Raw genomic sequence first — 13,847 nt, forward strand, 5'->3', positions numbered from 1 at the left:
GCTTATATAAACGCATCTTTTAAATAAAAGAGGCCACCGTTTAGGACATGAACGGTAATTTTCGGCTCATACTGTTCCTTTAGCGCCTGTTTTTCAATTTCATACGATTCCGGGCACTCTTCCATATCTTCGTAAAAATGGTCCAACAGCGCGAGATCCTGGTGCCACCGTTTTACCGCTTCTTCCGCCCAATGATGCGGCTCTTTCGCCAGGCCCTGCCGGATATAATGTTCAATCCTTTTGACGGCGCTTTTTAGCATGATGATCGGCGTCAGGGTAAAACAATAATCCGGAATTTTCGGCGCCAGCGTCCGCTGCTCCAACAAGTCCTGAAAATTTTCAGCCATTGTGCCGTGGATCAAATTCAACCCGATCGAACGGAACACATCTTTTTTTAAATCACAGCGGTACGAAATTTTAACATTCATCCCAAGCCAAGGGTAAAGCGGCACCTGTTTCTGCCCGGGATGGACGTCTTCAAACAGGCGGATATAGCGGGAAAACTGCTTTGCCGTCTCGAAAATCTGGTTCAGGCGGGGGCTTCCAAAATGGACCGGCTCTCCTTTCACCGTATCCGGTGCTTTTTCCCGGTCCGTAATGAACGTGACGGTCATCGGATTCGGGATGCCGCCTGTTTTTTCAAGATAGGACCAGTAAAACGGCCGGTTCATTAACGCTTTATCGAGTTCAATGGTTAATTGCACCGTCATCCAGCCGGGGCGGTTTTCAACCAATACAGCGCCGTTTGCTTCAAAAAAGCGTTCAAGATATTGATGTATTTCTTCCTGCAGCATCCGCATGCCCCTCCTCTTTCCGTATCGCTTCCGCAAATTCGATCATTTGGGTGAGATTTTCCATTTTGATGTTCATTTCGCCTTCTGATTGCGAGTTTTGGAAGACATCCAGCAGATGGTCTTCCAGTTTTCCGAATTCGAGCCGGGTCAGAATTTCATCGAGTTCCCCGATCACCCGCTCAAACAAATGGATTTTTTCGTACAACAGTTTCAGAATATGTTCTTCAACCGTATTTTTGGTCGCAAAGTTGTAAATATGCACGTCCTTTTCCTGGCCGAGGCGGTGGACGCGCCCGATCCTTTGCTCGAGCCGCATCGGGTTCCACGGCAGGTCAAAATTGATCATATGGTGGCAAAATTGCAGGTTGATCCCTTCACCGCCCGCTTCTGTCGCAATGAGCACCTGGGCGTGGTTTTCAAACAGCTGCCGCATCCAGTCTTTTTTGCCGCGCTTAAAGCCGCCGCGGAACGGGACGGATGAAATGCCGTGTTGTTTTAAAAACCATTGCAGGTAAAGCTGTGTTGCCCGGTATTCCGTAAAAATAATCACTTTATCATCAATGTTTTGGATCAGCTCGAGCGCTTTTTCCGCTTTTGAATTGGTTTTTACCGCTTCAATTTTCTGGATCAGCGCAGCAACGGTTTCTTCTAAAACGGGCGAGGGCTGCTCCGTTTTTTTCAGCAGGTTTTTTAAGGTTACAAAAACGGCTTCCCGGCTCGAACACGCCTCGCGCTGCAGCGTCAACAGCGAAAAGCCGGCGCGGCTGTACGATTCGCTGCCTTGCCGGATCGTTTGCAGCGCGTCATACAGTTCGCGCTCTTCTTTACTGAAGTCAATCAGCACCGTTTCAACGCGCCGTTTTGTCCATTCCACCCCGGTGTTTGTGCGCCGGTTCCGGATCATCACTTTGCTGACCAGCTCCCGCAAATGTTCGTCTTCCTTCACCTGCCTGTCCCCTTTTTTATATTTTTTGCTGAAATTCGATTCGCTGCCTAAATGGCCTGGCTTTAAAAGGGAGACAAGGTGGAAGATTTCATCGATCCGGTTTTGAATCGGTGTTGCCGTCAAAAGCAGGCAGAATTTCTTCTTTAAGCCTTGAACAAAGGCGTAATTTTTTGTATTCGGATTTTTTAACTTATGCGCCTCGTCAATAATAATCATGTCATACTGCTGCTTGTAAATGATGTCACGGTGCGGGCTTCTTTTTGCGGTGTCAATGGAAGAGACAACACAGTCATACTGCTCCCACATATAACTTTTCTTTTGCCCGACAGCGGGGATATGGAATTTGCTGTTCAGTTCCGCGACCCATTGCGATACGAGCGACGCCGGAACTAAAATGAGCACTTTTTTTGCTAGCCCGCGAATCATATATTCTTTTAAAATAAGGCCGGCTTCAATCGTTTTTCCAAGCCCGACTTCATCCGCCAAAATGGCTTTGCCGTTCATTTTTTCAACGACCTGGCGGGCAACCTCCAGCTGGTGCGCAAGCGGTTTGACATTGGCCAGATGCTTTGGCGCCTGCAATCCTTCAAATTCAGGAATGACCAGCCGTTTTTCCATTTCCACTGCAAGCTTATAAAGTTCCCATTTTCCCCACGGCCCGTCGTCCTGATAGCGTTCCATCAATCCCGTTTCCCATGAGCGGTCAAATTCAATGTTGACTTCCATGCTGCCTGCACTCCTTTTCCAATCGTCCCCGATCATCGTTTTCGATTTCTTACAGCCGCTTTTTATTTTAAAAAATTCAATTGATTTTCAGAATGGTGTCATGATACGATGAAACTGATCAAGAGTTTTTACAGGTTATACAGGGAAAAATCGTATCGAACAGCCTGCATCAGGCATTTTAACTTTAGTATGCCCGATTTTGAACTGAATATTGGCGGATGAGAATAAGAGGAGAGACTGCATTTTTTGCAGCGCCGACGGAGCAAGCGGAAACGTGAATCTCTCAGGCAAAAAGACTCTTAATTTGACGCATCTCTGGAGAGCGCTTCTTTTCGGGAAGCCACCAAAGGGGAAAACCGTCTTTCGGTAAACTTTCAGGTGCAAGGACAGGGAATATTTCGTGAAGCAGGCGGAATATTCCCTGTTTTTTTGCCCCCGGATCCACGTCCGGATAAAAAACAAAATGGAGGGGTACGAATGCCGGAATTAAAACGGACGCCATTATATGATGTATACCGGAAATACGGTGCAAAAACGACCGATTTCGGCGGCTGGGAACTGCCGGTGCAATTTTCGGGCATTAAAGCCGAACACGAAGCCGTCCGTACGCGGGCAGGCCTGTTTGATGTTTCGCATATGGGCGAAATCCTGGTGGAGGGGCCTCAAAGCCTTGGCTTTCTTCAAAAAATGATGACGAACGATGTGTCCAAATTGAAGCCGGGTGCTGCCCAATATACCGCCATGTGCAATGAAGCCGGCGGCACAGTCGATGATTTGCTGGTTTACCAATTGGGCGAAAACCGGTATTGGCTCGTGGTGAATGCCGCCAATACGGAAAAAGATTATAAGTGGCTTGTTTCACACCGGACGGAGGATGTTTCCATAACGGACATCAGCGCATCGGTTGCCCAGCTCGCGCTCCAGGGGCCGCTTGCTACGGAAGTGATGCAAAAACTTGCGCCAGAAGCGGATGTTTTCTCCATTCCAACGTTTTCATTTATTGAAAACGCAAAGGTTGCCGGTTGTAAAGTATTGCTTTCAAGAACCGGTTACACGGGCGAAGACGGCTTTGAAATTTACTGCCGCAGTGAAGATGCGCTGAAGCTGTGGGATGAGATATTGGCGAAAGGCCGGGAAAAAGGCGTTTTGCCGTGCGGGCTCGGAGCAAGGGATACGCTCCGCTTTGAAGCCGGGCTCTGTCTTTACGGCCAGGAGCTGGCGGAAGACATTTCCCCGCTTGAAGCCGGCATCGGTTTTGCTGTAAAGCTTAAGAAGGAAGCGGATTTTATCGGGAAGCAGGCGCTCCTTGCACAGAAAGCAGAAGGCCTGAAACGGCGCCTTGCTGGGATTGAAATGATCGGTCGCGGCATTCCGCGCCACGGATACAGCGTTTATGCAGGGGATGAGCGGATTGGCACGGTGACAACCGGGACACAGTCGCCGACTTTAAAGAAAAATATCGGTCTTGCCCTTTTGCGTGTACCGTGGGACGCACCCGGCACCGAAGTAGAAGTGGACGTCCGTTCCAAAAAGATTAAAGCCGTCGTTGTCCAAACACCGTTCTATAAAAAGCCAAAAAACGGAGGAGGGGAAAAGTGATGCATCGCTACCTGCCGATGACGGAAGAAGATAAACGTGAGATGCTGGATGCGATCGGAGTCCGAAGCGTCGGGGAACTGTTTTCCGACATTCCCGAAAAAGTGCGGTTTAAAGGGGATTACCGGATCAAAAAAGCAAAATCGGAAACGGCGCTGTTAAAAGAACTGTCAGAACTTGCGGGGAAAAATGCCAATTTAAAAGAATATGCCTCTTTTTTGGGGGCGGGGGTTTACGACCACTATATTCCAACGGTCGTGGACCATGTGATCTCAAGATCCGAATTTTATACGGCCTATACACCTTACCAGCCGGAAATCTCGCAAGGTGAACTGCAGGCTATCTTTGAATTCCAGACGATGATATGCGAGCTGACCGGCATGGATGTGGCCAACTCCTCGATGTATGACGGCGGCACGTCCATGGCTGAAGCGGCCATGCTGGCGGCCGGGCAGATGAAGAGAAAGAAAGTATTGGTTTCAAAAGCTGTCCATCCGGAGTACCGGGCCGTTTTACATACTTATGCCAAGGGAAAAGGCATCACCGTGGAAGAAATACCGCTCGCAGACGGCTGCACCGATCTGGAAGCAGCTAAAAAACAAATAGACGGCGGGACAGCTGCTGTCATCGTCCAGTACCCGAACTTTTTCGGTTCGCTTGAACGGTTAAAAGAAATCGGCGAACTGGCCCATGCCGAAAAAGCTTTGTTTGTTGTATCCGCCAATCTGCTTGCCCTTGGGGTGCTTGCGCCGCCGGGGGATTTCGGCGCCGATATTACAACCGGCGATTGCCAGGTTTTCGGCATTCCAACTGCATTCGGCGGCCCGCATTGCGGCTACTTTGCTACAACGTCAAAACTAATGCGGAAAATGCCGGGGCGGCTCGTCGGCGAAACGGTCGACGAGAACGGGAAAAGGGGGTATGTGCTTACGCTCCAGGCGCGCGAACAGCATATCCGCCGCAATAAAGCGACGTCCAATATTTGCTCTAACCAGGCGCTCAATGCCCTTGCCGCATCGGTGGCCATGAGCGCCCTCGGCAAAAAAGGCGTAAAAGAAATGGCACTGGCCAATATGGCAAAAGCACAGTACGCAAAAAAGAAATTGGCGGAAAAAGGGTTTGAAATTCCGTTTTCGTCTCCTTTTTTCAATGAGTTTCCCGTGAAATTGCCAAAAAGTGTTCAAGAAGTAAATGAACATTTATTGCAGAAAAAAATCATCGGCGGTTATGATGTGAGCAAGGATTACCCGGAATTTGCCGGTTGCATGCTCATTGCCGTGACGGAATTGCGGTCAAAAGAAGAAATTGACCAATTGGCTGAAGAAATGGGGGTCGTGTGTGATGGCGAATGAAGGAATGCCGCTCATTTTTGAACGGTCCAAATCGGGCCGGATCGCGTACAGCTTGCCGGAAATGGACGTGCCGGAAGTGGACGCTTTTGACATTTTTCCGCCTGAATACGTCCGCAAACAGGATGCGGAACTGCCGGAAGTGTCGGAACTGGATTTAATGCGGCACTACACAAAGCTGTCAGAAAACAACCACGGCGTCGATTCCGGCTTTTACCCGCTCGGATCCTGCACGATGAAATACAATCCGAAAATCAATGAAACGGTTGCGCGCTTTCCGGGATTTGCCCATATCCACCCGCTTCAAGATGAAAGCACCGTCCAGGGGGCGCTCGGGCTGATGTATGACTTGCAGGAACATTTAAAAGAGATTACCGGCATGGATGAGGTGACCTTGCAGCCTGCTGCCGGCGCCCACGGGGAATGGACCGGGCTGATGCTGATCCGTGCTTTCCATGAAGCAAACGGGGATACAAAGCGGACAAAAGTGATCATTCCCGACTCCGCCCACGGCACCAACCCGGCTTCCGCGTCCGTTGCCGGCTTCGAAACGGTCACTGTGAAGTCGAATGAAGAAGGGCTTGTCGATCTCGACGACTTAAGAAAAATTGCCGGGGAAGATACCGCGGCGCTCATGCTTACCAATCCGAATACGCTCGGGCTGTTTGAAGCGCATATCCTTGAAATGGCGGAGATCATCCATGACGCGGGCGGCAAACTGTATTATGACGGTGCCAACTTGAATGCCGTGCTTGCGAAGGCGCGCCCGGGCGATATGGGATTCGATGTTGTCCACCTGAATCTTCATAAAACGTTCACAGGCCCCCACGGCGGCGGTGGCCCGGGTTCGGGTCCGGTCGGCGTCAAAAAAGAGCTGATCCCGTTTTTGCCGGTGCCGGTTGTTGCGAAAAAAGGCGACCGCTATGTGCTGGATGAAGACCGGCCGCAATCGATCGGCAGGGTAAAGCCGTTTTACGGCAATTTCGGCATCAATGTCCGGGCCTATACGTATATCCGTTCAATGGGGCCGGATGGCTTGCGGGAAGTGACCGAGAATGCGGTGATCAATGCCAATTATATGATGAGGAAACTGGCGCCGTATTACGACCTGCCGTATGACCGCCATTGTAAACATGAATTTGTGTTAAGCGGCAGGCGCCAGAAAAAACTCGGGGTGCGGACGTTTGATATTGCCAAGCGGCTGCTTGATTTCGGCTTCCATCCGCCAACTGTGTATTTCCCGCTCAATGTGGAAGAGTGCATGATGATTGAGCCGACGGAAACAGAGTCGAAGGAAACGCTGGATGCCTTTATTGACGCGATGATCCAAATCGCAAAAGAAGCGGAGGAAAATCCGGAAATCGTCCAGGAAGCCCCGCATACAACCATTGTCAAACGCCTGGATGAAACGCGGGCGGCACGAAAACCGGTTTTGCGTTATGTGAAAAAATAAAAAGAAAAATGCCGCAGCATTGCCGCGGCATTTTTTATTTCCCTGATTTGATTTTGCCTGTCCAGTTTTTAAAGCCGCCTTTCAACTGGTAAAGGTCGCGGCAGCCGTTTTTATAAAGCATTTCAGCGGCGCGCCCGGTGCGCGTCCCGTTCTGGCAATATAAATAAACCGGTTTATCGGTCCGGATCTCTTTTAATCTCATTTTCAGCTGAGACAGCGGAATATTGCGTGCGCCTAAAATATGTCCGTTTGCAAATTCATTCGGTTCGCGCACATCAATGAGCTGCGCTTTGCGGTAACCCGCCTTGAATTCTTCTTCCGTCAAGCTTTTCAGGATTTTTTTCTGCCGGTAGTATCTGGCGAGAGTATATGCTACTACCGCAACAATAACAATGATGAGTGTGTACCACGATTGTGACATCTTTCGTGCCCCCTTTCTTACCTGATGCGCTATCTACTATTATATTCGTGTTGCGCTTCTGAATCAAAATCTTTTTTTAAGAAACATGTCACCGCTATTTTTTCCGTTTTTTCCGTCTGAAAAGCCCGTAACCGTTCTGTTTTAAGCACCAGCGGAAAAATCGGCACAAACTTGAGCGGGGCTTTGCCGTTTTTCGTCGTTTTTTGGTAAACTGGTAAAGTGATATTTTAAAGAAGAGGGGTACATATGGGAAAAGAAACCTGGTTGTTTGTAGATTCAGGCCACTGTCCGCCGTTTTTTAACATGGCGCTGGATGAGGCCCTGCTTGACTGGCACAGCAAAGGGGAGATCCCGCCAGCCATCCGCTTTTACGGCTGGGATCCGGCCACCCTTTCAATCGGGTATTTCCAGCGGGCAAAACAGGAAATCGATCTCGAAGCGGTAAAACGATACGGGCTCGGTTTTGTCCGGCGACCGACAGGGGGAAGGGCTGTTTTGCACGAGCACGAGCTGACCTACAGCGTGATCGTGTCGGAAGCGCATCCGGATATGCCGAAAACGGTCACGAAAGCCTACCGTGTCATTTCAGAGGGGCTTGTCAGGGGATTTCGTGCGCTCGGCCTGGAGGCGTATTTTGCAGTGCCGCGAACGGAAGCAGAACGGGAGGCACTAAGGTCTCCGCATTCTTCGGTTTGTTTTGATACGCCGAGCTGGTACGAACTGGTCGTGGAAGGGCGAAAAGTCGCCGGCAGCGCACAGACGCGGCAGAAAGGCGTCATTTTGCAGCACGGCTCGATTTTGCTCGATATGGATGAGGACAAGCTGTTCAGCCTGTTTAAATATCCGAATGACAGAGTGAGAGAAAGGATGCAGCGGAGTTTTAAGAAAAAGGCGGTTGCAATCAATGAGCTGCGCAACGTTCCCGTCACATACGAGGAGGCAAAAGAGGCTTTCCATAAGGGGTTTGAAGAAGGGCTCGGCATCCGGCTGGAACCGTACACGCTGACGCCGGCGCAACAGGCGTATGTCGAAGAACTGGCAGACAGAAGGTACCGGTCGGATGAATGGAATTTTAAGAGATAAATGAACATTTGTTTTTTTAGCGGCCAGAGGTATGATTTTTCGCTTTTTCCTTTAGTGCCGCGCTTTTTATGGCTGCTTTTTTGATGCAAGCGGCAAATTTTTTCGTTATGCCCGGGTTTGCCTGCTTTTTCGGGGTATTTCTCAGATTTTCGGCATGGTTTATTCTTTTTTTCATTTGACAAAAAGAAAGAGGTTTGACCTAAACACAATATATGGTATATAAAAACAAAATGTCAATACAATATCTAGTATTTTTGCTTGCAATTTTTCCCTGCGGTGTGCTATTTTAAAGGAGGCAGAACCACCAGAGAATTTGCATGGAGAAATAGAGAAGGAGTTGTCGTTATGTCTGTTGCTTCGACAGAAAAATTATGGAATGTGGAGAAGCTGAACGAAGATATCCGCTTATTTCCGCAGGTCCATCCGATTACACCGGATATGAACATTACGTACAAAGGCGTTTCAAGGCTTGTCATGATTGACAGATACGCGTTTAAAGACACGGAAAAAGTCACATTGGGCAAGGGCGATTTTGTTGTCCTCACGATTAAAGAAGACCCGAAATTTCCGGCCAGGGGGCTCGGCGTCATTAAAGGGATCGACTGGGAAAAAAATGAAGCGGAAGTCTTAATTGAAGAAGATTACCGCCAGGCGCTGGAACACCCGGATGAAAGAGAAACGGGGGTCATCAAAAGGTCGCTTGATATCATTGAAAAGCCTCTTGAAGTCTATTACGAACAAATCGCAAAACGGAATGCAACCGGCTTAGCGGCAGTGGAAAAAACAGAAGAGAAACGAAATGAATGGTTTGAGAAGTTTTACAATGAACTGGTAAACTTAAACTTTATCCCGGCAGGCCGCGTCCTCTACGGCGCCGGCTCGGAAACGGAAGTGACTTATTTTAATTGTTATGTGATGCCGTTTGTACCGGATTCAAGGGAAGGCATTTCCGAACACCGTAAACAGGTGATGGAAATTATGAGCCGCGGCGGCGGAGTTGGGACAAACGGTTCGACGCTGCGCCCGCGCAATACGCTGGCTAGAGGGGTCAACGGCAAATCAAGCGGCTCTGTCTCATGGCTCGATGACATCGCCAAACTTACGCACCTGGTCGAACAGGGTGGCAGTCGCAGGGGAGCGCAAATGATCATGCTGGCTGTCTGGCATCCGGACATTGTTGAATTTATCATTTCGAAAATGCAGAATCCGCGGATTTTGCGTTTCCTGATCGAAAATACGAACGATGAATGGATCCGCAAACTTGCCCACGACAAATTGAAATTCACGCCGCTCTCTGAAATGGAAAGGCAAATGTACCATGGGATTGTGAACTACAAACATATTCCGGGCCAAGGCGGCTTTACGGAAGAAGTCATGAAAGAGGCGGAAGAAAAACTGGAAACAGGCGGCCATTACACCGTTCATAATCCGGAATTTTTAACCGGCGCCAATATTTCCGTCTGCCTCACAAAAGAATTTATGGAAGCAGTTGAGCAAGACGCAGAATTCGAGCTGAAATTTCCGGATGTGGAAAATTACAGCGAAGAAGAAATGCGCATATATAATGAAGAATGGCATAAGATCGGCGATGTGCGCGAATGGGAAAAACTTGGCCGCAAAGTGCGCGTCTATCGCAAAATCAAAGCAAAAGAACTTTGGAATTTGATTAACATCTGCGCGACTTACTCGGCGGAACCGGGCGTCTTCTTTATCGACAACGCCAACGACATGACAAACGCAAAAGCATACGGCCAGAAAGTCGTCGCAACAAACCCTTGCGGAGAGCAACCCCTTGCGCCCTATTCCGTCTGCAACCTGGCAGCAGTCAATCTTGCAAAAATGGTCGACAAAGAAACGAAAGAAGTGCGCTGGGACCAATTGAAACAAACCGTCCGTACCGGCGTCCGCATGCAGGACAATGTCATTGACGCGACCCCGTACTTCCTGAAAGAAAACAAAAAACAGGCGCTCGGGGAACGGCGTGTCGGCCTTGGCGTTATGGGCTTAGCCGACCTTCTCATTTATATGGAAAAAGAATACGGATCTGAAGAAGGCAATAAACTTGTCGACAAAGTGTTTGAAACAATCGCGACCGAAGCATACCGCGCATCCATTGAGATCGCAAAAGAAAAGGGGAGTTTCCCGTTTTTAACGGGTGAAACCGAAGAAGAGACAAACCGCCTGCGCCATGCATTCACGGAAACCGGCTATATGAAAAACATGCCGGAAGACATCCGCAAGGCGATTTTAAAACACGGCATCCGGAACTCCCATTTGCTAACCGTTGCACCAACCGGATCGACCGGCACCATGGTTGGCGTTTCCACTGGGCTGGAACCGTATTTTTCCTTTTCCTATTTCCGCAGCGGGCGCCTCGGCAAATTTATCGAGGTCAATGCGGATATCGTCCAGGAGTATCTGGATAAGCACCCGGAAACGGACAAAGACCATCTGCCAAACTGGTTTGTAACCGCGATGGATCTTGCACCGGAAGCCCATGCCGATGTCCAATGCGTTATCCAGCGCTGGGTGGACAGCTCGATTTCGAAAACGGTCAACGCCCCGCGCGGCTACACGGTTGAACAGGTGGAAAAAGTGTACGAACGCCTGTATAAGGGCGGCGCGAAAGGCGGAACCGTTTATGTGGACGGGAGCCGGGATTCGCAAGTCCTGACATTGAAAGCAGAAGAACCACAGGAAGAAAAACGGGAAAAAGCGGAAGTGAAACACGCGAAACAGCATGTCGTCCTGGTTGATACCATCCCGGATATCCGGTCAACAAACGTCACATACGGCAACGAAATTGGCGATACCTGCCCGATCTGCCGGAAAGGGAAAGTTAAGGAAATCGGCGGCTGCAATACATGCGATAACTGCGGCGCGCAATTAAAATGCGGCTTGTAAATGGAATAATGGAGAAAAAAACGGAGCAAAGTGATGCTCCGTTTTTTTTCGCTTATAAAACACTGTTTAAAAGAATCATCAGAAAAATGGTTAAAAAATTTTAATTCGAATATTGACAGCAAAAATGTCCGATGCTACTATTTATATATCAAAAACAATATATAACGTGTTAAAAACGTTATATAAATTAAAATGATAAAAAGGAGAGCGGTTGATGGACGAAACCGTTTATGATGTGACGATTATCGGCGGCGGGCCTGTTGGTTTATTTGCGGCTTTTTACGGCGGCTTGCGGCAAATGAAAGTTAAAATCATTGAAAGCATGCCGCAACTTGGCGGGCAGCTTGCCGCGCTTTACCCCGAAAAATACATTTATGATGTTGCGGGCATGCCAAAAGTGAAAGCGCAATCATTGGCCGACCGGTTAATTGAACAAGCCATGCAATTTCATCCAACGATTGTGCTGAACGAGACGGTGCAGGATGTGAAGAAAACCGGCCGCGGCACTTTTCGCATCGAAACCGGATCAGGCCTCCATTTTTCAAAAACGGTCTTGATCACAGCCGGTATCGGGGCATGCCAGCCACGCCGGATCGAACACGAACAGGCATCGCAATACGAAAACAAAAACCTCCATTATTTTGTGAATGATATGCGCAAATTTAAGGGAGAAAATCAGTGCACCAGAAGCGATGGCGTCCGGGCTATTAACGAAAGTGGTTCCAGCCTGCCACTTGGAACAGGAAACGCAGCATTTTGCTGAAAGGCTTGCCGCGATGCCGACAAAAGCAATCGGCCTCGTGAAGCGGTATATGCAAAAAAGCTTTGAAAGCACATTGGATGAAATGCTCGAAAATGAAGCATACGCCCAGCAGATTGCAGGGCAAACAGCCGACCACAAGGAAGGGGTCCGGGCATTTTTTGAAAAAAGAAAACCGGAATACAAAGGCCATTAAACAGAAAGGATGAACATGCATGCCGATAACAAAAGAAGTAGCAGTATTTCCTGCTGAAATGAAACGGAGCGCGTATAAAATGGTCATCAACGGAGAACCGGTGGATGCTGCAGGCGGCGAAACGTTTCACGTCTATAATCCTGCAACCGGCGAAGCCATCGCCACGGTGCCGAAAGCGGATGACGCGGATGTCTACCGGGCCGTTGAGGCGGCGCGCCATGCTTTTGAACACGGAAAATGGAGGCGCTATCCGGTTGGAAAACGGGCGCGCGTCCTGAACAAAATTGCCTCCATTATGCGCAGCCGTTTTGATGCGCTTGTTGAGATGGAAATTTTAAATACCGGAAAGACGATTGAAACGGCAAAGGGGCAGGTGATGCAGGCCATTGAAGATTTCGAGTTTTTCGCGGGGGTGATTGTCGGACATCGCGGCGCTGTGAACCATGTTCCCGGCCAGTTCTTTAACTATACCCAAAAAGAACCGGTTGGGGTCGCTGCCCAGATCATTCCATGGAATTACCCGCTCATGATGGCTGCATGGAAAATTGCCCCGGCGATCGCAGCAGGATGTTCTGTTGTGGTAAAGCCGGCAAGCCTTACGCCGATTACAGCCATTTTACTGGCTGAAATCTGCCATGAGGCCGGTGTTCCGGCAGGCGTTGTGAACGTGATTACCGGGCCGGGGGCGAAAATCGGGTCTTATTTGGCGAAGCATGAAGGGGTCGATAAAATCGCCTTTACCGGAGAAACTTCCACCGGAAAAGAGATCATGGCAAACGCTTCGGAAACATTGAAAAGAGTCACGCTGGAACTTGGCGGAAAATCTCCGAATCTCGTATTTCAGGATGCGGATCTCGATGCCGCCGTCAATGGTGCCCTGTACGGCATCTTCTATAATACCGGGCAATCGTGCGAAGCGAGATCCCGTATTTTCCTGCACGAAGACATTTACGATGCGTTTATGGAAAAATTTGTGGCCAAAACGAAAAAACTGGTGCTCGGTGATCCGTTTTCGCCTGCCTCGCATATCGGGGCGATCATCAGCAAAGGGCAGCTGGAAACCATCCACCGCTATGTCGAAGAAGCAAAGCAGGCCGGCGCAACCATCGTGACAGGCGGAAAACCGGCTAAAGTGGAAGGGTTTGAAAATGGTTACTGGTATGAACCGACCATTATCACAAACGTCACCAATGACAGCAAAATTGCCCAGGAAGAAATTTTTGGGCCGGTCGTGGTGGTGATGCCTTTTAAAGAGGAGAAGGAAGCCGTAAAACTTGCAAATGCGACGAAGTACGGCCTGGCTTCAAGCATTTGGGCAAAGGACCAGGGCCTAATTAAGCGGGTCACAGACGGCATCCAGGCAGGCATTGTCATGGTCAACAGCCCGTTCTCCGCATTCCCGGGGACACCGTTCGGCGGATATAAACAATCCGGCTTCGGGCGCGAATTAAGCTTCGAATGCCTCGATTTATACAGTGAAACCAAGAGTGTACTCACTTATGCAGGGGCAAAACCTTTAAACCCGTTTCAGTTATAAGCTTCCGGTCAAACAAAGGCACTCATTGCAGCACGGGCAGTGAAACGGGTATCCGGCAGGGCAGGATGGACAAATAAGAAGC

The 13,847-nt window shown here is 49.3% G+C and carries 10 protein-coding genes, 1 pseudogene and 1 riboswitch; of the genes and pseudogenes, 8 read left to right on the plus strand and 3 right to left on the minus strand.

Annotation, left to right across the window (positions count from 1 at the left end):
- Nucleotides 1-2 precede the first annotated feature (2 nt).
- On the minus strand, nucleotides 3-794 hold the full coding sequence (locus tag BCOA_RS31755) for a YqhG family protein (RefSeq protein ID WP_014098030.1): 792 nt from the start codon (nucleotides 792-794) through the stop codon (nucleotides 3-5).
- Nucleotides 763-2,466 carry a DEAD/DEAH box helicase gene (locus BCOA_RS31760; protein WP_014098031.1) on the minus strand — a complete coding sequence of 568 codons (1,704 nt, stop codon included), beginning with the start codon at nucleotides 2,464-2,466 and terminating at the stop codon, nucleotides 763-765. Before BCOA_RS31760 ends, BCOA_RS31755 begins: the two co-directional genes overlap by 32 nt.
- A 218-nt stretch (nucleotides 2,467-2,684) precedes the next feature.
- Nucleotides 2,685-2,775, plus strand: a riboswitch (glycine riboswitch).
- Nucleotides 2,776-2,943: 168 nt separating this feature from the next.
- On the opposite strand from BCOA_RS31760, the gene gcvT reads away from it, so the two are divergent.
- The 3 genes from gcvT to gcvPB are packed head-to-tail and all read left to right on the plus strand — an operon-like array spanning nucleotide 2,944 to nucleotide 6,864.
- On the plus strand, nucleotides 2,944-4,065 hold the full coding sequence (gene gcvT, locus BCOA_RS31765; RefSeq protein ID WP_014098032.1) for a glycine cleavage system aminomethyltransferase GcvT: 1,122 nt from the start codon (nucleotides 2,944-2,946) through the stop codon (nucleotides 4,063-4,065).
- Complete coding sequence (gcvPA, locus tag BCOA_RS31770) at nucleotides 4,062-5,414, plus strand: aminomethyl-transferring glycine dehydrogenase subunit GcvPA (RefSeq protein ID WP_041818157.1); 1,353 nt, start codon at nucleotides 4,062-4,064, stop codon at nucleotides 5,412-5,414. The genes gcvT and gcvPA overlap by 4 nt, the downstream gene beginning before the upstream one ends.
- Nucleotides 5,404-6,864: an aminomethyl-transferring glycine dehydrogenase subunit GcvPB gene (gene gcvPB, locus BCOA_RS31775; protein ID WP_014098034.1), complete on the plus strand. Its 1,461-nt coding sequence runs from the start codon at nucleotides 5,404-5,406 to the stop codon at nucleotides 6,862-6,864. The genes gcvPA and gcvPB overlap by 11 nt, the downstream gene beginning before the upstream one ends.
- Nucleotides 6,865-6,898: 34 nt before the next feature.
- Here the strand turns inward: gcvPB and BCOA_RS31780 are convergent, their stop codons facing one another.
- Nucleotides 6,899-7,285 (minus strand): rhodanese-like domain-containing protein, encoded by a 387-nt coding sequence (locus BCOA_RS31780; protein ID WP_014098035.1) that lies wholly within the window; start codon nucleotides 7,283-7,285, stop codon nucleotides 6,899-6,901.
- A 246-nt stretch (nucleotides 7,286-7,531) separates the two neighbouring features.
- On the opposite strand from BCOA_RS31780, the gene BCOA_RS31785 reads away from it, so the two are divergent.
- From BCOA_RS31785 to BCOA_RS31805, 5 genes and pseudogenes are all read left to right on the plus strand, one after another.
- A complete protein-coding gene (locus BCOA_RS31785; RefSeq protein ID WP_014098036.1) occupies nucleotides 7,532-8,368 on the plus strand; it encodes a lipoate--protein ligase family protein in 837 nt (278 codons plus the stop codon).
- A 345-nt stretch (nucleotides 8,369-8,713) separates the two neighbouring features.
- A complete protein-coding gene (locus BCOA_RS31790; protein ID WP_014098037.1) occupies nucleotides 8,714-11,272 on the plus strand; it encodes a vitamin B12-dependent ribonucleotide reductase in 2,559 nt (852 codons plus the stop codon).
- A gap of 214 nt (nucleotides 11,273-11,486) precedes the next feature.
- Nucleotides 11,487-11,990, plus strand: a pseudogene (locus tag BCOA_RS35170) (NAD(P)/FAD-dependent oxidoreductase); the annotation flags it as partial.
- Complete coding sequence (locus BCOA_RS34865) at nucleotides 11,965-12,228, plus strand: enoyl-CoA hydratase-related protein (protein WP_110134024.1); 264 nt, start codon at nucleotides 11,965-11,967, stop codon at nucleotides 12,226-12,228. The pseudogene BCOA_RS35170 and the gene BCOA_RS34865, both read left to right, overlap by 26 nt.
- Nucleotides 12,229-12,247: 19 nt before the next feature.
- Nucleotides 12,248-13,765, plus strand: a complete 1,518-nt coding sequence (locus BCOA_RS31805; protein WP_014098041.1) for an aldehyde dehydrogenase family protein — start codon at nucleotides 12,248-12,250, stop codon at nucleotides 13,763-13,765.
- Nucleotides 13,766-13,847 lie beyond the last annotated feature (82 nt).

The sequence above is a fragment of the Heyndrickxia coagulans 36D1 genome (assembly GCF_000169195.2).
GTDB classification, from domain to species: domain Bacteria; phylum Bacillota; class Bacilli; order Bacillales; family Bacillaceae_C; genus Weizmannia; species Weizmannia faecalis.

Bases quoted from the DNA above. Each gene is read 5' to 3' on its own strand.
- BCOA_RS31780 (WP_014098035.1), bottom strand. From the start codon at position 7,285: ATGTCACAATCGTGGTACACACTCATCATTGTTATTGTTGCGGTAGTA.
- BCOA_RS34865 (WP_110134024.1), top strand. From the start codon at position 11,965: ATGGCGTCCGGGCTATTAACGAAAGTGGTTCCAGCCTGCCACTTGGAA.
- gcvT (WP_014098032.1), top strand. From the start codon at position 2,944: ATGCCGGAATTAAAACGGACGCCATTATATGATGTATACCGGAAATAC.
- BCOA_RS31755 (WP_014098030.1), bottom strand. From the start codon at position 794: ATGCTGCAGGAAGAAATACATCAATATCTTGAACGCTTTTTTGAAGCA.
- BCOA_RS31790 (WP_014098037.1), top strand. From the start codon at position 8,714: ATGTCTGTTGCTTCGACAGAAAAATTATGGAATGTGGAGAAGCTGAAC.
- gcvPB (WP_014098034.1), top strand. From the start codon at position 5,404: ATGGCGAATGAAGGAATGCCGCTCATTTTTGAACGGTCCAAATCGGGC.
- BCOA_RS31785 (WP_014098036.1), top strand. From the start codon at position 7,532: ATGGGAAAAGAAACCTGGTTGTTTGTAGATTCAGGCCACTGTCCGCCG.
- BCOA_RS31805 (WP_014098041.1), top strand. From the start codon at position 12,248: ATGCCGATAACAAAAGAAGTAGCAGTATTTCCTGCTGAAATGAAACGG.
- BCOA_RS31760 (WP_014098031.1), bottom strand. From the start codon at position 2,466: ATGGAAGTCAACATTGAATTTGACCGCTCATGGGAAACGGGATTGATG.